Origin of the sequence: Sandarakinorhabdus cyanobacteriorum, from assembly GCF_002251755.1 — a bacterium.
In the GTDB taxonomy this organism is placed as follows: Bacteria; Pseudomonadota; Alphaproteobacteria; order Sphingomonadales; family Sphingomonadaceae; genus Sandarakinorhabdus; species Sandarakinorhabdus cyanobacteriorum.
In genome coordinates this window covers 21,889-43,641 of record NZ_NOXT01000101.1, presented here as the reverse complement: position 1 = coordinate 43,641, position 21,753 = coordinate 21,889, and the positions used below count along the sequence as shown (strand labels likewise).

Sequence of the window (21,753 nt, the reverse complement as noted above, 5' to 3'; positions counted from 1 at the left end):
CGGTTGTTGCGCTGGGCCAGGCTCCCCCTTGGCGCAGGCTGATTTCACCGCCACTATGGTCACGGCTGGCGCCGGCGGTGTGCCGGCAGGGGGCGCGCGATGGACCATGCCGAACAAGCAACGCTGCCGCGCACGCTGGGCGGCCTGCAGCTGTGGGGCATTGCGGTTGGCCTGGTCATTTCGGGCGAATATTTCGGCTGGAGCTATGGCTGGGCGGCGGCGGGCACGCTGGGCTTTCTGGTCACCGCGGCCGGCGTTGCGGCGCTCTATGTCGCCTTCATCTTCAGCTTCACCGAGCTGACGACCGCCATCCCCCATGCCGGCGGCCCCTTTGCCTATAGTCTGCGTGCCTTCGGGCCACTGGGCGGCGCCATCGCCGGCTATGCCACGCTGATCGAATTCCTGTTCGCGCCGCCGGCGATCGCGCTGGCGATTGGCGCCTATCTGGCCGTGCAGTTTCCCGGCACCGATGAGAAACTGGTGGCATCCGGCGCCTATGCCCTGTTCGTCACGCTCAACATCGCTGGCGTGGCCATTGCCGCCAGCTTTGAACTGGCGATCACCTTGCTGGCGGTGGCCGAACTGCTGGTGTTCATGGGCGTTGTCGCCCCGGCCTTCGAGTGGCAGGCCTTTGCGGCCGGCGGCTGGGCGGGGGCGGAGCAGCTGAGCCCGGCGGCGCTGCCGGGCATGCTGGCGGCAATCCCCTTTGCGATCTGGTTCTTCCTCGCCATCGAAGGCGTCGCCATGGCCGCCGAGGAGGCGCGCGATCCGCGGCGCACCATTCCCCGCGCCTATGTGTCGGGCATGCTCACGCTGGTGGTGCTGGCCTTTGGCGTGATGGTCTTTGCCGGCGGCTCGGGCGATTGGCGGGCTCTGGCCAACGTGAATGATCCGCTGCCGCGCGCCATGCAGGCGGTGGTGGGCGGGGCCAGCGGCTGGCTGCACATGCTGGTGTGGCTGGGCCTGTTCGGGCTGGTCGCGTCGTTCCATGGCATCATCATGGCCTGTGCCCGGCAAATCTATGCGCTGGCGCGGGCGGGCTTCCTGCCCGGCCCGCTGGCGCGGCTGCACCCGCGCTTGAGCACCCCGCATCTGGCCACGCTGGCGGCCGGCGGCGTGGGCATCGCCGCGATCTGGAGCGACCGGCTGGTCAATATCGGTGGCCAGCCGCTCACCGCCGCCATTGTCACCCTGTCGGTGTTCGGGGCGCTGGTCATGTATGTGATGAGCATGGCGGCGCTGTTCCGCCTGCGCCAGACGGCGCCGGGTCTGGAACGGCCGTGGACGGCGCCGCTCTATCCCTGGCTGCCGGGCCTCGCCCTGGGCCTGGCGCTGGCGGCACTGGCGGCGATGATTTGGTTCAACCCCTGGCTGTTCGCGCTGTTTGCCGGGGTGATGGGCCTTGCCGTGCTGATGGCCTGGCGGCGCGGCCCGCGCGTGGTGGTGCCGGCCTGATGCCCTATCATCAGGATCTGGGCGGCACGCGCCACGTTTTTGCCGATCTGCGCCAGGTGATGGCGGCGGCCAGCCCGCACCGGTCGGGCGATGTGCTGGCCGGTGTGGCCGCCACCAGCGCCGAACAGCGGGTGGCCGCCCGGCTGGTGCTGGCCGATCTGCCGCTTGCTCGTTTCCTAACCGAAGCCGTGGTTCCCTATGAGGCGGATGAGGTGACAAGGCTGATCATCGACCGCCACGACACGGCGGCGTTTGCGCCCATCGCCCATCTCACCGTCGGCGGTTTTCGCGATTGGCTGCTGGCCAATGATGGTGCCGCCATCACCGCCGTCGCCGCCGGCCTGACGCCCGAGATGGTCGCTGCCGTTTCCAAGCTCATGCGCAACCAGGATCTGATCGCCGTGGCCGCCAAGCTGCGCGTGATCACCCGCTTTCGCGGCACCATCGGCCTGCCGGGGCGACTGTCGGTGCGGTTGCAGCCCAACCACCCCACCGACGATCCGGCCGGCATTGCCGCCGCCATCCTGGATGGCCTGCTGCTGGGTTCGGGCGATGCGGTGATCGGCATCAACCCGGCGGGTGACAGCGTGGCCGATGCCCATAATCTGCTGCTGCTGCTCGACGAATTGCGCCAGGCCTATGCCATCCCCACGCAAAGTTGCGTGCTCACCCATGTCACCAACACGCTGCAACTGATCGCGCGCGGCGCGCCGGTTGATCTGTGCTTCCAGTCGATTGGCGGCACCGAAGGCACCAATCGCGGCTTTGGCATCGATCTGGCGCTGCTGGCCGAAGCGCAGGATGCCACGTTGGCGCTGGGGCGCGGCACGCTGGGCCAGGATGTGATGTATTTTGAAACCGGCCAGGGTTCGGCGCTGTCGGCCGGGGCGCACCACGGGGTTGATCAGCAGACTCTGGAAGCCCGTGCCCATGGCGTGGCGCGCGCCTTCCGGCCGCTGCTGGTCAATTCGGTGGTTGGCTTCATCGGGCCGGAATATCTGTATGATGGCAAGCAGATCCTGCGCGCCGCGCTGGAGGATCATTGCTGCGGCAAGCTGCTGGGCCTGCCGATGGGGCTGGACATCTGCTACACCAACCATGCCGAAGCCGATCAGAACGACATGGATGCCATCCTCACCCTGGCCGGGGTGGCCGGCGTGAATTTCATCATGGGCGTGCCCGGTGCCGACGACATCATGCTGAATTATCAATCGACCAGCTTTCACGATGCGCTCTATCTGCGCGATGTGCTGGGTCTGAAGCCGGCGCCGGAGTTCGAGGCCTGGCTTCTGGCCAATGGCATCACCGATGCGGCCGGGCGCCTGGCGGCATCGCCGGCGCGGCTGGCCCTGCCGGGGGTGCTTGGTGGCTGATCTGCCCGCCCATCTGGCCGCGCTCACCCAGGCGCGCATCGGCCTGCCGCGCGCCGGGCACGCGCTGAACACGGCGGCGACCCTGGCATTTGACCTGGCCCATGCGCGGGCGCGCGATGCCGTCAACGCGGTGTTTGACACGGGGCCCTTGCACGCGGCCTTTGACACGATCGAGGTGCGCAGTGCCGCGCCCGACCGGGCCACCTATCTGCAGCGGCCCGATCTGGGCCGGCAGCTGCCATCGGCCGAGGCTGAACGGCTGCTGCCCCGCGGCGCCGATACCGCCATCGTGGTGGGCGATGGCCTGTCGGCGACGGCGGTGGCGCTGCACGCCGTGCCGCTGATCCGGGCGCTGCAGCCCCGGCTGGGCGGCGTGTGGGCGCCAATCGTGGCCGCGCACCAGGCGCGCGTGGCGCTGGGCGATGCGATCGGGGCGGCGCTGGGGGTGGACATCGTGGTGGTGCTCATCGGCGAGCGGCCGGGGCTGAGCGCGCCGGATTCGCTGGGCGCCTATATCACCTGGCAGCCGCGCCCCGGCCGCCATGACAGTGAACGCAACTGCGTGTCCAACATCCGCCCTCCGCACGGGCTGGATCACGAGACCGCCGCCGCCCGCATCGCCTGGCTGGTGCACCAGGCCCGCGCCCGGCGGCTGACCGGCGTGGCCCTGAAGGACGAAAGCGCCAGCGATCTGCGGCTGGCCTAGGCCCGTGCCGGGCATTTGCCGCAATCATCCCCATGAATACGAATCCGTGGGCCATTCACCGGTTGCGGCCGGCACTTGTGCCGTCATAGTCAGCATCGGGAGACGGATGCGAAAAATGCAAGTTCGCTATGGCTTGCGGGCCGGTGCCTGTGTTAGGTGAACGTTCACATTGAGGAGACAGGGGCGCATGCCACCCACACCCGATCCCAAGGCCGAAGCGCTGGCAGCGCGCATCGCGGATGTGCTGCGCCACCGGGTGGGCAAGGATGAACGTTCGGCCAAGCGGCATGACTGGTTCACGGCGGCCGTTCTGGCACTGCGCGATGATGTGATTGACCGCTGGATGGAAAGCACCCAGCGCACCCATGCCGCCGGCGCCAAGCGGGTCTATTATCTCAGCCTCGAATTCCTGATCGGCCGGCTGCTGCGCGATGCCATCAGCAATATGGGGATGCTGCGCGAGATGGAGCAGGCGCTGCGCCTGCACGGCATTGACCTGGGCGATCTGGCCGAGCTGGAACCGGATGCGGCGCTGGGCAATGGCGGGTTGGGCCGGCTGGCCGCCTGCTTCATGGAAAGCCTCGCCAGCCTTGACATCCCGGCCTATGGCTATGGCATCCGCTATGTGAACGGCATGTTCCGCCAGCGCATCGATGATGGCTGGCAGGTGGAGCTGCCGGAAACCTGGCTGGCGCACGGCAACCCGTGGGAGTTTGACCGCCGCGAAAGCTGCTATCGCATCGGCTATGGCGGGGAGGTGATTGCCAACGGCGATGCCGTTGAATGGCGGCCGTCGGAGCTGGTGGAGGCCTCGGCCTTTGACACGCCGGTGGTGGGCTGGCGCGGCCGCCGGGTCAACACGCTGCGGCTGTGGACCGCCCATGCGCTCGATCCCATCCGCCTTGATGCGTTCAACGCTGGCGACCATTTTGGCGCGCTGGCCGATCAGCTGCGGGCCGACAGCCTGGTGCGGGTGCTTTACCCGGCCGATTCCAGCCCGGCCGGCCAGGAATTGCGGTTGCGCCAGGAATATTTCTTCACCGCCGCAAGCCTGCAGGACATTGTGCGCCGCCACATCCAGTATCATGGCGATGTGCGCAGCTTGGCCCAAAAGGTGGCGATCCAGCTGAATGACACCCACCCGGCGGTGGCCGTCGCCGAACTGATGCGGCTGCTGGTCGATGATCATGGCCTGGAGTTTGACGAGGCCTTTGCCCTGACCCAGGGCACCATCGCCTACACCAACCACACGCTGCTGCCCGAGGCGCTGGAAAGCTGGCCGCTGCCGCTGTTCGAACGGCTGCTGCCGCGCCACATGCAGATCATTTATGCCATCAACAGCCGCATCCTGCGCGATGCCCGGCGGCAGGGCATGAGCGATGCCGATGCGGCGGCGATCTCGCTGATCGATGAACATGGCGAGCGCCGGGTGCGCATGGCCAATCTGGCCTTTGCCGGCGCTCACAGCGTCAACGGCGTGGCGGCGCTGCACACCGATCTGATGAAGTCCACGGTGTTCTCGGCGCTGCATCGGCTCTATCCCGCCCGGATCAATAACAAGACCAACGGCGTCACGCCGCGGCGCTGGCTGCAGCAGTGCAACCCGGCGCTCACCGGCATCATCCGCGATGCCATCGGCGATGCCTTCCTTGATGATGCCGAAGCCTTGTCGGCCCTGAACGCACTGGCCGGCGATGCCGCGCTGGGGGAGCGGGTGGCCGAGGTGAAGCGCGCCAACAAGGTGGCGCTGGCCGCCCATCTGAAGGAGCTGACCGGCATCCGCCTCAACCCCGATGCGCTGTTCGATGTGCAGATCAAGCGCATCCACGAATACAAGCGCCAGCTGCTCAACCTCGTCGAGACGGTGGCGCTCTATGACCAGATCCGCAGCCACCCCGAGCGGGACTGGGTGCCGCGCGTGAAGATCTTCGGCGGCAAGGCCGCGTCGAGCTATCACAACGCCAAGCTGATCATCAAACTGGCGGGCGACATCGCCCGGCGCATCAACAGCGATCCGTCGGTGGGCGGGCTCCTCAAGGTCGTGTTCGTGCCCAACTACAATGTGTCGCTGGCCGAACGGATCATTCCGGCAGCCGATCTTTCGGAGCAGATTTCCACCGCCGGCATGGAAGCATCCGGCACCGGCAACATGAAGTTCGCGCTCAACGGCGCGCTCACCATCGGCACGCTTGATGGCGCCAATGTCGAGATCAAGGACCGGGTGGGAGACGAGCATATTGTCATCTTCGGCCTCACCGCCGACGAGGTCGCCCAGCGCCGCGCCGAAGGCTACAATCCGCGCGCCATCATCGAAGGCTCACGCGAGCTGCAACAGGCGGTGGAGGCAATTGCCAGCGGCGTGTTCTCGCCCGACGATCCCGGCCGCTATCGCGGCCTGATGGACGGGCTGTATGCGCATGACTGGTTCATGGTTGCCGCCGATTTCGACAGCTATGCCGCTGCCCAGCGCGCCGTCGATGCCCGCTGGCATGATCCGGCCGGCTGGCGCCGCAGCGCCATTCACAATATCGCCAATGTCGGCTGGTTCTCATCCGATCGCACCATCGGCGAATATGCGCGTGACATCTGGCAGGTCACGCCAACGTGAAGCCGCCGGCCGCCGCCATAACCGCCTTGCTGGACGGCACCCACGCCGATCCATTCGCCCTGTTGGGCGTCCACGCCGGGCCCGGCGGCAGCTTTGCCCGCGCCATCCTGCCGGGGGCCGAAACGGCGCAGGCGCACAGCCTGGCCGGGGCGCCGCTGGGCGCGCTGGGCCGCGTTGATGATCGCGGCCTGTTCGAAGGGCCGATCGCCGGCCCGCCGCAGCCGCTGCGCTATCACTGCCAGGGCGGCGGGCACGAATGGTGGGTGGCTGATCCCTACAGCTTTGGCCCGGTCCTGGGGCCGATGGACGATTATCTGATCGGCGAGGGCACGCACCTCAGGCTGTTCGACAAGCTGGGCGCCCACCTGATCCATCACGAGGGCGCCGATGGCGTGCATTTCGCCGTCTGGGCGCCCAATGCCCGCTTCGTCAGCGTGGTCGGCGATTTCAACGGCTGGGACCATCGCCGCCACCTGATGCGACGCCGGCTCGACACCGGGGTGTGGGAAATCTTCGTGCCCGACATCGGTGCCGGCCAGGCCTATAAATACCGGATTGTCGGCGCCGATGGCAGCGTGCAGCCGCTGAAGGCCGATCCCTATGCCGTGGCCGCCGAACTGCGGCCGGCCACCGCCTCCATCACCGCGCAGCCGGCCAAGCCTGATTGGGGCGATGCCGATCACCGTGCCCACTGGGCCAGCATCGATCCGCGCCGGGTGCCGATGTCGATCTATGAGGTCCATCCCGGCAGCTGGCGGCGCGATGGCGACGGCTGGTTCCAGACCTGGGATGCAATGGCCGAAACCCTGATCCCTTATGCGGTGGAGATGGGCTTTACCCATATCGAATTCCTGCCCGTTTCCGAACATCCCTATGATCCCAGCTGGGGCTATCAGACGACCGGCCTTTATGCCCCCTCGGCGCGCTTCGGCGATCCGGCCGGTTTTGCCCGCTTTGTCGAAGGCGCCCACCGCGCCGGGATCAGCGTGCTGATCGATTGGGTGCCGGCGCATTTCCCCACCGATGCCCATGGCCTGGCCCGGTTTGACGGCACCGCGCTCTACGAACATGAAGACCCGCGGCTGGGCTTCCACCCTGATTGGAACACCGCCATCTATAATTTCGGCCGGCGAGAGGTATTGGCGTTCCTGGTCAACAACGCCTTGTTCTGGGCCGAGAAATATCATGTCGATGGCCTGCGCGTCGATGCTGTCGCCTCGATGCTCTACCGCGATTACAGCCGCAAGGCTGGCGAATGGATCCCCAACAAGGACGGCGGCCGCGAGAATTGGGAGGCGGTGGAATTCCTGCGCGCCATGAACAAGGCGCTTTATGCCAGCCACGCCGGCATCGTGACGATTGCCGAGGAATCAACCAGCTGGCCCGGCGTCTCCCGGCCGGCACACGAGGGCGGGCTCGGCTTCGGCTTCAAGTGGAACATGGGCTTCATGCACGACACGCTCAAATATATGGCGCGTGATCCGGTGCACCGGCGCTATCACCACGACGAGATCACCTTCGGCCTGATGTATGCCTTTGCCGAGAATTTTGTGCTGCCGTTGAGCCATGACGAGGTGGTGCACGGCAAGGGTTCGCTGCTCACCAAGATGGCCGGCGATGATTGGCAGAAATTCGCCAACCTCAGGGCCTATTATGGCCTGACGTGGGGCTATCCCGGCAAGAAGCTGTTGTTCATGGGCCAGGAATTTGCCCAGCGCCGCGAATGGAGCGATGCGCGCGCACTGGATTGGGAGCTGCTGGACGCGCCCGCCCATGCCGGGGTGCAACGGCTGGTCCGCGATCTGAACCATCTCTATCGCGACACACCGGCGCTGCACGCCCGCGATTGCGAGGGCGAGGGCTTTGAATGGCTGGTGGTGGATGATGCCCAGGCCAGTGTCTTTGCTTGGGCCCGCAAGGCCCCCGGCGCGCCGCCCGTTGCGGTGGTGAGCAACATGACGCCCACGCGCCACGGCCATTATCGCCTGCCGCTGCCGCATGATGGTGTGTGGCGCGAAGTGCTGAACAGCGATGCCACGATCTATGGCGGCAGTGGCGACGGCAATCTGGGGGCGATCCACGCCCGCGATGGCGCGGCATTTGTGGTGTTGCCACCATTGTCCACAATGATGTTCATTTTCGAAGGGAACGGGCCATAAGGGCCATGCTTGGGGAGGCATGAGGGGATGACAGTGAAACGACAGGCGCCACTGGCGCGCGATGCCATGGCCTATGTGCTGGCCGGCGGGCGGGGCAGCCGGCTGATGGAGCTGACCGACCGCCGCGCCAAGCCCGCGGTCTATTTCGGCGGCAAGACGCGCATCATCGATTTCGCGCTGTCAAACGCGCTGAACAGCGGCATCCGCCGCATCGGCGTTGCCACCCAGTACAAGGCGCACTCGCTGATCCGCCATCTGCAGATGGGCTGGAACTTCCTGCGCCCGGAACGCAACGAAAGCTTTGATATCCTGCCCGCCTCGCAGCGCGTGTCGGAAACCCAATGGTATGAAGGCACCGCCGACGCGGTCTATCAGAATATCGACATCATCGAAGGCCACCGCCCGGAATATCTCGTCATCCTGGCCGGCGATCATATCTACAAGATGGATTACGAGCTGATGTTGCAGCAGCACGTGAACCAGGGCGCGGATGTGACGGTGGGCTGCATGGAGGTGCCGCGCGCCGAGGCCAGCGGCTTTGGCGTGATGGCGGTGGATGGGCAGGACCGCATCATCGAATTCGTCGAAAAGCCCGCCGATCCGCCTGCCATGCCCGGCAAGCCTGATGTGTCGCTGGCCTCCATGGGCATTTACGTGTTTTCCACACGCTTCCTGTTCGAACAATTGCGCCGCGATGCCGCCGATCCGGCCAGCAGCCGCGATTTCGGCAAGGACATCATCCCCTATCTGGTCAAGCACGGCAAAGCCGTGGCCCACCGTTTTTCGGAAAGCTGCGTGCGCGGCAAGGATGAAGGCGGCGTCTATTGGCGCGATGTCGGCACAGTTGACGCCTATTGGGAAGCCAATGTCGATCTCACCCAGATCATCCCGCAGCTTGACCTTTATGACCGTGACTGGCCGATCTGGTCCCACGCCGAAATGCTGCCGCCGGCCAAGTTCGTGCATGACGAAGCGGGCCGGCGCGGCGAAGCGGTGTCGAGCCTGGTGTCGGGCAACTGCATCATTTCCGGCGCCCATGTGAACCACAGCCTGTTGTTCACCAGCGTGCTGGCGCGGTCGTGGTCGCGCGTCGAGGAATCGGTGATCCTGCCCTGGTGCGACATTGGTCGCGGCGCCCGCCTGAAGAAGGTGGTGCTCGATCGCGGCGTCAAGATCCCGCCCGGCCTGGTGGTGGGCGAAGACCCAATCCTTGACGCCAGGCGCTTCCGCCGGACCGAAAAGGGCGTCTGCCTGATCACCCAGCCGATGATCGACAAGCTCGACCTGTGATGCGCGTTCTCTCGGTCGCCTCCGAAGCGGTGCCGCTGGTGAAAACCGGCGGGCTCGCCGATGTGGCCGGCGCGCTGCCGGCCGCGCTGGCCCCGCACGGGGTGGCGATGACGACGCTGCTGCCCGGCTATCCCGCCGTGCTGAAGGCGGTGGGGAAGGGCAAGCCCGTCCACAGCTGGCCCGATCTGTTGGGTCACAAGGCGCGCGTGCTCGCCGCCAGTCTCGGCGGCCAGCCGCTGCTGGTGCTCGACATCCCGGCGCTGTTTGACCGGGCGGGCGGCCCTTATGGCGATGCCAACGGCCAGGATTGGCCCGACAATTGGCAGCGCTTTGCCGCGCTTGGCCGGGCGGCGGCGGATCTGGCGGTGGGGCAGGGCTTTGATTTGCTCCACGCCCATGATTGGCAGGCCGGCCTGGCGCCCGCCTATCTGCGCTTCCTGCATGCCGGCAAGGCGCCACCATCGGTGATGACCATCCACAACATGGCGTTTCAGGGCCATTATGGGCGGGAGATTTTCCCCAAACTGGGCCTGCCCGATGCCGCCTGGTCGATCACTGGCGTCGAATATCATGGCGGCGTCGGCTATCTGAAGGCGGGGATGGAGGCGGCAAGCCTCATCACCACCGTCAGTCCCACCTATGCCCGCGAGATCCGCTTGCCCGAATTCGGCATGGGCCTGGAAGGCCTGATCGCCAGCCGGGGCCGCCGCGTGCGCGGCATCGTCAACGGCATTGATCCGGCCGAATGGAACCCGGCCACCGATGCCCATGCCCCGGCCCGCTACAGCGCCGCCAGCCTCGCCCGCCGCCGCACCAACAAGCGCGCGCTCGAAGCCGAATTTGGCCTGGAGCCGGGCGACGGCCCGTTGTTCATCATCGTCAGCCGCCTGACCTGGCAAAAGGGCATGGACGTGATGGTGGAGGTGCTCGACCATCTCGTCGGCAGCGGCGGCCGGCTGGCGCTGCTCGGCAGCGGCGATGCCGGGCTGGTTGCCGGTTTTTCCGCCGCCGCCGCCCGCCACCCGGGCCGCATCGGGCTCAGGATCGGCTATGACGAGGCGCTGTCGCACCGCATGCAGTCGGGTGGGGATGCGATCCTGGTGCCCAGCCGCTTCGAACCCTGCGGCCTCACCCAGCTTTATGGCCTCGCCTATGGCTGCGTGCCGGTGGTGGCGCGCACCGGCGGCCTGGCGGACACGGTGATTGATGCCAATCTCGCCGCGCTCGGCGCTGGGGCGGCGACCGGCATCGTCTTCACCGCTGTCACGCCCGCGTCACTCGCCGATGCCATCACCCGCACCATCGGGCTTTACCGGCAGCCGGCGCTGTGGAAAGGCCTGCAACGCGCCGGCATGAAGGCGGATTTCAGCTGGGCGGCCAGCGGCGCCGTTTATGCCAAAATATATCAAGAGCTTGTGAGACCGGCATGACCATCATCACCCACGCCACCACGCCGTTTGACGGGCAGAAGCCCGGCACCTCGGGCCTGCGCAAGAAGGTGCGGGTGTTTGCACAAGCCGGCTATGCCGAAAATTTCATCCAGTCGGTGTTCGATGTCGTGGAGCGCGGGGCTGGCGCGACGCTGGTGATCGGCGGCGATGGCCGTTTCCACAACCGCGTGGTGATCGCCCGGGCCATCCGCATGGCGGCGGCCAATGGCTATGCCCGCGTGCTGGTGGGGCAGGGCGGCATCCTCTCCACCCCGGCGGCCAGCCATGTCATCCGCAAATATGGCGCCAGCGGCGGCCTGATCCTGTCGGCCAGCCACAACCCGGCCGGGCCGGACGAGGATTTCGGCATCAAGTACAATATCGCCAACGGCGGCCCGGCTCCCGAAGCCGTCACCGATGCGATCTTCGCCCGCACCAAGAGCATAGACCGCTGGCTGGAAGAGGATGCCGGCAGCTTTGATCTCGATGCCATCGGCACCAGCATGGTTGGCGCCATGGTGGTGCAGGTGATTGATCCGGTCGCCGATTATGCCGATCTGATGGAAAGCCTGTTCGATTTTTCCGCCATCCGCGCCGCGGTGGCCGGCGGCTTCCGCATGATCTTCGATGCGATGAGCGCGGTGACCGGGCCCTATGCCAGCGAAATCCTCGAGCGGCGGCTGGGCTTTCCGGCCGGCACGGTGCGGAACGGCACCCCGTTGGAGGATTTTGGCGGCCACCACCCCGATCCCAATCTGGTCCATGCCCGCGAGCTCTATGATGCGATGATGGCCGACGATGCGCCGGATTTTGGCGCGGCTTCCGATGGTGATGGCGATCGCAACCTGATCATCGGGCGCGGCCGTTTCATCACCCCGTCGGATTCGCTCGCCATGCTCGCCGCCAACGCCCATCTCGCCCCGGCCTATGCCAGCGGCCTCAAGGGCATTGCCCGCTCCATGCCCACCAGCGCCGCGGCAGACCGGGTGGCAGAGGCGCTGGGCATCCCCAGCTTTGAAACCCCCACCGGCTGGAAATTCTTTGGCAATCTGCTCGATGCCGGGATGGCCACCATCTGCGGCGAGGAAAGCGCCGGCACCGGTTCCGACCATGTCCGCGAAAAGGATGGGCTGTGGGCCGTGCTGTTGTGGCTCAACATCCTCGCCGTGCGCGGCATCAGCGTCGATGCGCTGGCCCGCGAACATTGGGCCCGCTTCGGCCGCAACTATTATGCCCGCCATGATTATGAGGCGGTGGACAGCGCCGCCGCAAACGCCCTGATGGCCGAGCTCACCGCCGCACTGCCCGGCCTGCCGGGCCGCACGTTTGGCTCCCTTATCGTGGCTGCGGCCGACAGTTTCACCTATGCCGATCCGGTCGATGGCTCGGTCAGCGCCAACCAGGGCCTGCGCATCCTGTTCGAGGGCGGCTCGCGCGTGGTGTTCCGCCTGTCGGGCACGGGCACCGAGGGGGCAACGCTGCGCGTCTATCTCGAACGTTATGAACCGGCCGCTGGCGCCATCGCTGCCGAAACCCCGGCCATGCTCGCCGATCTGATCCTGGCGGCCGACCAGATTGCCGGCATCGGCCGCCATACCGGCCGCACCCGCCCGGATGTGGTGACCTGATGCCGCCCCATGGCGCCACGGTCAGCGGTGGCGCCACCCATTTCCGCGTGCGCAGCCCGCGCGCCACGGCGCTGTGGCTGTGCCTGGGCGATGCCCGCATTGCCATGCAGCGCGATGGCGATGATTGGCTGGCCAGCGTGGCCGGCGACCTGACGGGCCAGGCCTATGGCTATCGCGCCGAAGGCCAATGGCGGCCGGAAGCCGGCTTGTGGTTCGATCCGGCCAAGCTGCTCGTCGATCCATATGCCATCACACTGGATCGCCGCTTCGTCCAGCATCCCGATCTGGCCCGCTTTGGTGCCGACACCGCCGACATCGTGCCGCGCGCGCTGGTGGCCGGCCCGCTGCCGGTCGTCCCCCACGCGCCGCCGCGCTTCACGCCCGGCGACCTCATCTATGAAATAAACGTGCGCGGCTTTTCCATGCTGCACCCGGATGTGCCGGCGCACCAACGCGGCACAGTGGCGGCGCTGGCCCACCCGGCGGTGATTGCGCATTTGCAAAAGATCGGCGTTGGCGCCGTGGAGCTGATGCCCATCACCGCCTGGATTGACGAGCGCCACCTGCCACCCCTGGGACTGCGCAACGCCTGGGGCTACAACCCGGTCGCCATGATGGCGCTCGATCCCGGCCTCTGCCCCGGCGGCGTGGCCGAACTGCGCAACACGGTGGCGGCGCTGCACGCGGCCGGCATCGGCGTCATCCTCGATCTGGTGTTCAACCACACGGGCGAAAGCGATGTGCACGGCGGCGTGCTTTCCTTGCGCGGGCTCGACAATGAAGCCTATGCCCACGCCCCCGATGGCCGCCTGATCAACGACAGCGGCTGCGGCAATACGCTGGATTTTGCGAACCCGGCTGTGCGCGCGCTCACCCTTGATGCCTTGCGCCACTTCGCGCGCCATTGCGGCGTTGATGGCTTCCGCTTCGATCTCGCCCCAGTGCTGGCGCGCGGGCCCGGCTTTGCCGCCGATGCGCCGATCTTTGCCGAGATTGCCGCCGATCCTTGGCTCAATGACCGGGTGCTGATTGCCGAACCCTGGGATATCGGCCCCGGCGGCTATCAACTCGGCCGATTTCCGCCGGGCTGGCTGGAATGGAACGACCGCTTCCGCGACGATGTCCGCCGATTCTGGCGCGGGGACGCCACATTGGGGCAACTGGCGACGCGGCTCGCCGGATCGTCCGACATCTTTGGCCCCACCTGCCGCAGCGTCAATTTCCTTGCCGCCCATGATGGCTTCACCCTGGCCGACACGGTTGCCTATGCCGGCCGCCACAACCACGCCAATGGCGAGGACAACCGCGACGGCCATCACGAGAACTGGTCATGGAACCACGGCGTCGAAGGGCCGAGCGCTGATCCCGCCATCACCGCCGCCCGCGCCGCCGATCTGCGCGCCCTGCTTGCAACGCTGTTCGCCTCCACCGGGACCATCATGCTCACCGCCGGCGACGAGTTCGGCCGCAGCCAGCGCGGCAACAACAACGCCTATGCCCAGGACAATGACCTGACCTGGATCGATTGGGCCGGCGGCGACCGCGCGCTGGAAGATCATGTCGCCAGCCTTGCCGCCGCCCGCGCCGCCCGCCGCGCTTATGCCAACCGTTTCCCCGAACCCGGCCAATGGCGCCGCCCCGATGGCGCGCCGATGACCGTCGCCGATTGGGAAGCGGCCGATGGTGACGCGCTCAGCTACACCCCCGAAGACGCCGCCGCCGGCACCCTCCACATCGCCCGTCACCAGCGCCATTTGGGCTGGCGTTGACCGGCTGCGCAAAACCGGACAAGAGTTTGCACCACGAGGCCCGTTTGGGAGAGCGGGCCGGATTTTCGGGGGATGGCAGATGGCGAAAAAGCCGGCGGGCAAGAAGGGTGTGGATCTGGGCGGTGCCGATGATCTGGGCGTGAAGGCCGGGGCCGGCCTCAACCCCATCGTGGGCATCGCGCGCGAGGATATCCTGGGCGCGGTCACCATGATGCTGCGCGAAACCGCCGGCAATCCCGCCAACAGTTTCAAGCATATGAAGGCCTTTGCCGGCGATGTGGCCAACATCGTTTCCCTGAAGTCCGACATTGCGCCCGACCCCAAGGACAAGCGCTTTGCCGATCCGGCCTGGAACGCCAACCCGCTGTTCCGCATGAGCATGCAATATTATCTGGCAAGCCAGAAGCATGTGAAGAACTGGGTTGCCGAAATGCAGGTGGACGAGCTGGAGCGCAGCCGCGCCAATTTCGTCTCGGCCATGATCATGGATTCGCTGGCGCCGTCCAACACGCTGGCCGGCAACCCCTCGGCCATCAAGAAGGCGATCGAAACCGGCGGCCAGTCGCTGATCAAGGGCTTGAAAAACGCTTATGACGATATCGTTCACAATGATGGCATCGTCAGCCAGGTGGACAAGAAGCCGTTCAAGATCGGCGAGAATATCGCCATCCAGCCCGGCGCCGTGATCCACCGGACGGAGATGATGGAGCTGATCCAGTATCAGCCGACCACCGAAAAGGTGCACGAGATCCCGCTGCTGGTGATCCCGCCGCAGATCAACAAGGCTTATCTGAACGACCTGACGCCGGACAAGAGCATGATCCGGTTCCAGCTCTCGCAGGGCCTGCAGCCCTTCCTGATCAGCTGGCGCAACCCCACGATCGAGCACAAGGCCTGGGGCCTGAATGATTATGTGAACGAGATCATCGCCGCCATCGATGTGGTGTGCGCCATCACCGGCAGCGACAAGGTCAATCTGTCGGGCGGCTGTTCGGGCGGCATCACCATGTCCACCCTGTTGTCAAAGCTCAAGGCAATGGGCGATGACCGGGTGAATTCGGCCACGCTGATGGTGTGCGTGCTGCATCCCAAGCGCGACGACAGCGAGGTGGGCGCGCTTGTCTCCGATCATGGCATCAAGCTGGCGCGCGAACGTTCGGCCAAGAAGGGCATTTTGGAAGGCACCTCATTGAGCCGCATGTTCGCCTGGCTCCGGCCCAATGATCTTGTCTGGAATTATGTCGTGAACAATTATCTGCACGGCGAAGACCCGCCGGCGTTCGACATCCTGTTCTGGAACAACGACAGCACCAACCTCACCGCGGCGCTGCATTCCGATTATCTGCGGATTTACGAGGAACAGCCGTTCGTCAACCACGGCCAGTCCAACCTCGCCGATCACCAGCTGGATATCAGCAAGGTCGATTGCGACCTGTTCATGCTGGCCGGCGTGACCGATCATATCACGCCGTGGAAGGCCTGTTACCGCTCCACCCAGTTGTTCGGCTCGAAGAATATCGATTTCGTGCTCTCGCACTCCGGCCATATCCAGGCGATCGTCAACCCGCCGGGCAATCCCAAGGCCAAATATTACCGCAGCCCCGGCAAGGCACCGCCGGCCACGCCGGAACAATGGCTGAAACAGGCCGAGGAATTTTCCGGCAGCTGGTGGCCGATGTGGGCCGGCTGGCTGAAGGACCGCTCTGGCGCCGAAAAGCCGGCGCCGGCCGAATTGGGCAATCCGGCCCACCCGCCCGGGGCCAAGGCGCCCGGCACCTATGTGTTCGACTGAAAGGTGAAAGCATGACGGCCAGCCACCAACCGGAATTTGAACTGAAACAGGTGGATGGCCGCACATTGCGGGTGGCGCGCTGGCGGCCGAAGGGGAAAGCGCGGCACCGCCCGCTGCTGTTCTTCAACGGCATCGGTGCCAATATCGAGATCATGTCGCCGCTGCCCGAACGGCTGGACGACCGCGAGGTCATCACCTTCGACATGCCGGGCGTGGGCGGTTCGCCCGATCCTGTGCTGCCCTATCGCCCGTGGATGATCGCCCGCATCGCCGAACGCATCATCAGCGATTATGGCCATGAACGCGTGGACGTGATGGGCGTGAGCTGGGGCGGCGGCATGGCCCAGCAATTTGCCCTGCAATATGGCAACCGCACCGGCCAGCTGATCCTGGCCGCCACATCGGCCGGCATGCTGATGGTGCCGGGCAAGCTGGCAGCCCTGTCGAAAATGGCCGATCCGCGCCGATATATCGATCCCGATTACATGCTGAAGAACTTCCAGACGCTCTATGGCGGGGCCGAAGGCGGCGCCAGCGACGGTGCCAAGGGCCACGCCAGCCGCATCAAGCCGCCCAGCATGATGGGCTATTTCAACCAGCTCTTCGCCATGGCCGGCTGGACCAGCGCACCCTTCCTGCCGTTCCTCGCCACGCCCACGCTGATCATCATGGGCGATGATGATCAAATCGTGCCGCTGGCCAACGGCCATATCCTGAAAACCCTGATCCCCAATGCGGAGCTGGCGGTGATCAAGGGCGGCGGCCATCTGTTCCTGGTCCACCAGGCCGATGAGACGATGGCGCTGATCCGCGATTTCTTGGGGACCGCCAAGCCGCTGCGCGCCGTCGCCTAGACCAGCGCCCGCCAGCCAACATAAAGCGCCGTCACCACCACCATGGCCGCGAACAGCCGCCGCGCCAGCGCCGCATGGGCGGCCAGGCGCGGCACCAGCGGCCGGGCCAGCGCCACGCCCAGCACACCGCCCACGGCCAGCGCCAGCAGCACCGGGCCATCCACCCGGCCGGCCATGGCATAGGTGCTGGCCGTCGCCACGCCAAACAACAGCACCGACAGCAGGGAGGATGCGGCGGCATTGGCCATCGTCATCCCCGTCGCCGCCATCAGGCCCGGCACGATCAGGAAGCCGCCGCCAATGCCGAAAAACCCGGCGGCAAAGCCCACCACCAGCCCCACCGGCGCCAGTTTCAGCATCATCGGTCCATCCAGCCGCACGCCGGGATCGCCGCCGCTGGCCGCCGGGCGCAGCATCGCCAGCCCGACTGCCAGCATGGCCAGCGCAAAGCCGCCAAGCAGCGCCTGGCCGTCCACCCGTTGCGCCAGCGCCGCCCCGGCGAGCGAACCGGCCAGCCCCGCCACGGCAAACAGCGTCGCGCACGGCCATTTCACCGTGCCGGCCCGCGCCTGCACCGCCAGATTGGCCGCGGCGTTCAGCGCGACCGCCGCCGCCCCGGTGCCGATGGCGACATGGGGATCGCTGATGCCGACGCCATAGAGCAGCAGCGGCGTCGCCAGCACGGAACCGCCGCCGCCGAACAGGCCCAGCAGCAGCGCGATCAGCGCCCCGCCAGCCGCCGCGATGATCAGGCCGCCTGCCGGTTCCATGGCATCACCGCCAGCACACGCGCCATGCCGCACCAGCCGCTGATGCCGGCAAAGCTGAGCCCGGCCCCAACAAAGCCGGCAAGGCCGAACCAGCCCGGCGCGACCGCAAAGCCCAGCACCACGCCGGTGAGCACCAGCAGGCCCGCCACGATCTGCACCTGGCGCATCAGGGGCAGGGGCGCCGCCGCGCGGGCCCCGGCCAGCGGCAGCCCGGCCCGGGCCCAGCCATTCAGCCCACCTTCCAGCACCATTCCCATGCCGGCCGGCACTTGGCCCGCCAGCCGTGCCGCATTGGCATTGGTGCGCTGCCCTGACTGGCAGGTGAAGATCACCGGCACCGCGCGCCCGCAGGCCAGCGGCCCGGCATCGGGCAGCGACAGCGGGTGAGACAGCGCCCCACCCACATGGGCGGCGGCAAATTCATCGGATTCACGCACATCGACGAGCAGGGCATGGCCCTCGGCCAGCAGGCGCGCAGCGGCATCAGGAGCGATTGGTTGCAACATGGATCTTCCTTTCGACACTCTTTATATAAGATTTATCTAAAATAGTCAAGCCGCATCCTTGCCGTCATCGTTGCGGCTGCTACCAAGTCGGCAAGCAAGGGGAGCGAATCGATGCGTGCTTATCTGTGGACCGTCAGCCTGATCGCGCTGGTGGCAACCGCCGCCACCGCGGCTGAAACCGCCAAGCCGGCCACCGCGCCGCCGGCCAGCCCCGCCGGCCTCGAATCGCTGTTTTCCGGCCTGAAATGGCGCAACATCGGCCCGGCGCGCGGTGGCCGCTCCATTTCGGCGGCGGGCAGCGTGGCGCGGCCCAACGAATATTGGTTTGCCGCCACCGGCGGTGGCCTGTGGAAAAGCATCGATGGCGGCATCAGCTGGCAACCGATGACCGACGGCAAGGTGGATACCGCCGCCTTCGGCGGTGTCGCCGTGTGCGAAGCCAACCCCGACATCGTCTATGCCATCACCGGCGAAACCCAGCTGCGCGGCAACATCCTGCCCGGCAACGGCGTGTGGAAAACCAGCGACGGCGGCAAGACCTGGGCCAAGATCGGCCTCGCCAATGTCCACAATTTCAGCCGCGTGCGCATCCATCCGAAAAATTGCGACACGGTGCTGGTTGGCGGCTTTGGCCACTATGGTGCGCCCAATGCCGATCGCGGCGTCTATCGCACCACCGATGGCGGCAAGAACTGGACGAAAACGCTCTATCGCGACGAGAAATCCGGCGCGGTGGATATCAGCATTGATCCCGCCAACCCCGATATCGTCTACGCCGCCCTGTGGGAGGCGTGGCGCAAGCCCTGGGGCATGTCGTCCGGCGGGCCGGGTTCGGGCCTGTTCAAGAGCATGGACGGCGGCGCCACCTGGGCGGAAATCACCCGCGCCGCCGGCCTGCCCAAGGATGGCCTGATCGGCAAGATCGGCGTCAGCGTCTCCCCGGTCGATTCAAACCGTGTTTATGCCATCATCGAGCATGAGGCCGAAGGCGGCGTCTATGCCAGCAACGATGCCGGCAAGACCTGGGAAAAGCGCAACGAGACCCGCGACTTGCGCCAGCGCGCCTTTTACTACACCCGCATTGTCGCCGATCCGAAGGACAAGGACCGCGTCTATGTCCTCAACGTCAATTTCCACCGCTCCGATGATGGCGGCAAGACCTTCCCCAAGAAGATCCGCGTTCCCCACGGCGACAATCATGATCTGTGGATCGCGGCCGATAACAACAACCGCATGGTGCAGGCCAACGATGGCGGCGCCAATGTCAGCGTGAACGGCGGCACCAGCTGGACCCGGCAGGATTTCTCCACCGCGCAAATCTACCGCCTGTCGCTGACCGCGCATCAGCCCTGGTATGCCTGCGGCGGCCAGCAGGACAATTCGACCATCTGCGTGCCGTCGCGCGCCTGGGGCCACAAGAATGTGCTGGGCGGCGCCTATGGCATCGCCGTTGGCGGCGGCGAAAGCGGCTATGTCGCGCCCGATCCCAAAAATCCCGACATCTTCTACGCCGGCAGCTATGGCGGCCTGCTCACCCGCTATGATCATGCCACCGGCAAATCGCGGGGGATCAACGTGCGGCCCGACAATCCCATGGGCTACAGCGCCGGCGACATTGCCGAACGCTTCCAGTGGACCTTCCCGATCGTCTTTGATCCGCACGATCCGCAGACGCTCTATGTCACCTCCCAGCATGTCTGGAAAAGCCGCGACGAAGGCCAGAGCTGGACGAAGATCAGCCCTGACCTGACGCTGGCCGATCCCGCCACCCTGGGCCCATCGGGTGGCCCGATCACCCGCGACCAGACCGGCGTTGAAACCTATGCCACCATCTTCGCGCTCGCCCCGTCACGGCTGGAAAAGGATGTGATCTGGGCTGGCAGCGATGATGGCCTGGTGCACATCACCCGCGATGGTGGCGCCAGCTGGGCCAACATCACCCCGCCGGCCATGCCGAAATATGCCAAGATCACCACGATCGAGGACTCACCCCACAGCCCCGGCACCGCCTATGTCGTCGCGCACCGCTTCCTGCTCGATGATTTCACCCCCATCGCCTTCAAGACCAGCGATTACGGCAAGACATGGACGCCGATCACGACGGGCCTGGCGGCGGACGAGATGGTGCGCTCCATCCGCGAGGACGTGAGCCGGCCCGGCCTGTTGTTCCTGGGCACCGAACGCGGCGTCAAGCTCAGCCTTGATGGCGGCACCAGCTGGACGGCGCTGCAGGCCAATCTGCCCTCTGTGCAGGTCGCCGATCTGGCGGTGAAGGACAATGATCTGGTCATCGCCACCCACGGCCGCGGCTTCTGGGTGATGGAAAATATCAGCATCCTGCGCCAGCTGCAGCCCGGCACGGCGGCCGAAACCCGCCTGTTCCAACCGGCCGCCGCCATCCGCGGTGTCGATGCCGGGGTGGCCATCGATTATCATCTGGCCGCTGCGCCCAAATCGCTGGCGCTGGAAATCCTCGGCCCCGATGGCGCGCTCATCCAGCGCTTCGACGGCAAGGCCGAGGAGAAGGACAAGACCAAGAACAAGAAGCCCGAGGCCGGCGGCGACGACGATGATGATTTCGGCGGCCGCGCACCCACCGCGCCCACCGCCGCGATGAAGCCGGGCATGAACCGCTTCGTCTGGAACATGCGGCACAAGGGCTATACCGGCTTTGAGGGCATGGTGCTGTGGGCCGGGGCCAATCGCGGCATCTTGGCCGTACCCGGCAGCTATCGCGCCCGCCTGATCATCGACGGCAAGCCGCAGGAGCAGGGCTTCGCCATCACGGCCGATCCGCGCCTCAACGTCTCCCAGGCCGATCTTCAGGCCCGCTTCGATCTGGCCTCGCAGGTCTCGGCCAAGGTCTCCGCCGCCAACGAGGCGGTGCTGCTGATCCGTGGGCTGCGCGCCCAAGCGGAGAGCCAAGCCAAGGCCAAGCCGCTGCCGGCCGCCGTCACCGCCATGATCGGCAAACTCGCCACCGTTGAGGGCGAGCTTTACCAGGTGAAGAACCGCAGCAGCCAGGACCCGCTCAACTATCCGATCAAGCTCAACAACAAGCTGGCGGCATTGCTGAACGTCGTCGAAGGCGGGGAGGCGGCCCCCACCGAGGGCGCCCGGCTGGTGTTCGCCGATCTGTCCGCCAAACTCGCCGCGCAACTGGCCGCGCTCGATGCCGCGCTCGCCGATCTGCCGGCCGCCAACGCCGCGCTGAAGGCCGCCGGCCTCAAGCCGCTGGAAAGGAAACCCCTGGCCGCTACCGCCGCCAAACCTGCGACTGGCGCTGATGATGCAGACGAAGGCGAAGAGGAAGAAGCCGAAAACCGCCGCTGGTAAAATCCTCCCCCTCTGGGGGAGGTGCCGAGCAGCGCGAGGCGGAGGGGGCCGGCCAGGACCATGCCTGACTATCCCCT

14 protein-coding genes are annotated in these 21,753 nt (G+C 66.3%); 12 read left to right on the top strand and 2 right to left on the bottom strand.

Going from position 1 to position 21,753, the window contains the following annotated elements:
* Nucleotides 1-99: 99 nt before the first annotated feature.
* From eat to CHU93_RS06870, 11 genes are all read left to right on the top strand, one after another.
* Nucleotides 100-1,455, top strand: coding sequence for an ethanolamine permease (gene eat, locus CHU93_RS06920; protein WP_094473373.1), 1,356 nt, complete (start codon nucleotides 100-102; stop codon nucleotides 1,453-1,455).
* Nucleotides 1,455-2,828, top strand: coding sequence for an ethanolamine ammonia-lyase subunit EutB (locus CHU93_RS06915; RefSeq protein ID WP_094473372.1), 1,374 nt, complete (start codon nucleotides 1,455-1,457; stop codon nucleotides 2,826-2,828). The genes eat and CHU93_RS06915 overlap by 1 nt, the downstream gene beginning before the upstream one ends.
* Complete coding sequence (gene eutC, locus CHU93_RS06910; protein WP_243375348.1) at nucleotides 2,821-3,534, top strand: ethanolamine ammonia-lyase subunit EutC; 714 nt, start codon at nucleotides 2,821-2,823, stop codon at nucleotides 3,532-3,534. Before CHU93_RS06915 ends, eutC begins: the two co-directional genes overlap by 8 nt.
* A gap of 187 nt (nucleotides 3,535-3,721) precedes the next feature.
* Nucleotides 3,722-6,142 carry a glycogen/starch/alpha-glucan phosphorylase gene (locus tag CHU93_RS06905; protein ID WP_094473370.1) on the top strand — a complete coding sequence of 807 codons (2,421 nt, stop codon included), beginning with the start codon at nucleotides 3,722-3,724 and terminating at the stop codon, nucleotides 6,140-6,142.
* A complete protein-coding gene (gene glgB, locus CHU93_RS06900) occupies nucleotides 6,139-8,301 on the top strand; it encodes a 1,4-alpha-glucan branching protein GlgB (protein WP_094473369.1) in 2,163 nt (720 codons plus the stop codon). Before CHU93_RS06905 ends, glgB begins: the two co-directional genes overlap by 4 nt.
* Before the next feature lie 27 nt (nucleotides 8,302-8,328).
* Nucleotides 8,329-9,591 (top strand): glucose-1-phosphate adenylyltransferase, encoded by a 1,263-nt coding sequence (gene glgC / locus CHU93_RS06895; protein WP_094473368.1) that lies wholly within the window; start codon nucleotides 8,329-8,331, stop codon nucleotides 9,589-9,591.
* A complete protein-coding gene (gene glgA / locus CHU93_RS06890; RefSeq protein WP_094473367.1) occupies nucleotides 9,591-11,021 on the top strand; it encodes a glycogen synthase GlgA in 1,431 nt (476 codons plus the stop codon). The genes glgC and glgA overlap by 1 nt, the downstream gene beginning before the upstream one ends.
* A complete protein-coding gene (locus tag CHU93_RS06885; protein WP_094473366.1) occupies nucleotides 11,018-12,649 on the top strand; it encodes an alpha-D-glucose phosphate-specific phosphoglucomutase in 1,632 nt (543 codons plus the stop codon). The genes glgA and CHU93_RS06885 overlap by 4 nt, the downstream gene beginning before the upstream one ends.
* A complete protein-coding gene (gene glgX / locus CHU93_RS06880; protein WP_094473365.1) occupies nucleotides 12,649-14,418 on the top strand; it encodes a glycogen debranching protein GlgX in 1,770 nt (589 codons plus the stop codon). Before CHU93_RS06885 ends, glgX begins: the two co-directional genes overlap by 1 nt.
* Nucleotides 14,419-14,497: 79 nt before the next feature.
* Complete coding sequence (locus CHU93_RS06875; RefSeq protein WP_094473364.1) at nucleotides 14,498-16,210, top strand: alpha/beta fold hydrolase; 1,713 nt, start codon at nucleotides 14,498-14,500, stop codon at nucleotides 16,208-16,210.
* 11 nt (nucleotides 16,211-16,221) lie between these two features.
* Complete coding sequence (locus CHU93_RS06870) at nucleotides 16,222-17,064, top strand: alpha/beta fold hydrolase (RefSeq protein ID WP_094473363.1); 843 nt, start codon at nucleotides 16,222-16,224, stop codon at nucleotides 17,062-17,064.
* On the opposite strand, the gene CHU93_RS06865 is transcribed toward CHU93_RS06870, so the two are convergent.
* Nucleotides 17,061-17,834, bottom strand: coding sequence for a sulfite exporter TauE/SafE family protein (locus CHU93_RS06865; RefSeq protein ID WP_094473362.1), 774 nt, complete (start codon nucleotides 17,832-17,834; stop codon nucleotides 17,061-17,063). The genes CHU93_RS06870 and CHU93_RS06865 overlap by 4 nt on opposite strands.
* Nucleotides 17,813-18,340, bottom strand: coding sequence for a rhodanese family protein (locus CHU93_RS06860; protein ID WP_094473361.1), 528 nt, complete (start codon nucleotides 18,338-18,340; stop codon nucleotides 17,813-17,815). The genes CHU93_RS06865 and CHU93_RS06860 overlap by 22 nt, the downstream gene beginning before the upstream one ends.
* Before the next feature lie 111 nt (nucleotides 18,341-18,451).
* Here CHU93_RS06860 and CHU93_RS06855 point away from each other — a divergent pair, with 111 nt between their 5' ends.
* Entirely contained in the window at nucleotides 18,452-21,676 is a 3,225-nt protein-coding gene (locus CHU93_RS06855; protein ID WP_243375345.1) for a VPS10 domain-containing protein, read from the top strand.
* The last annotated feature ends 77 nt before the right edge of the window (nucleotides 21,677-21,753 follow it).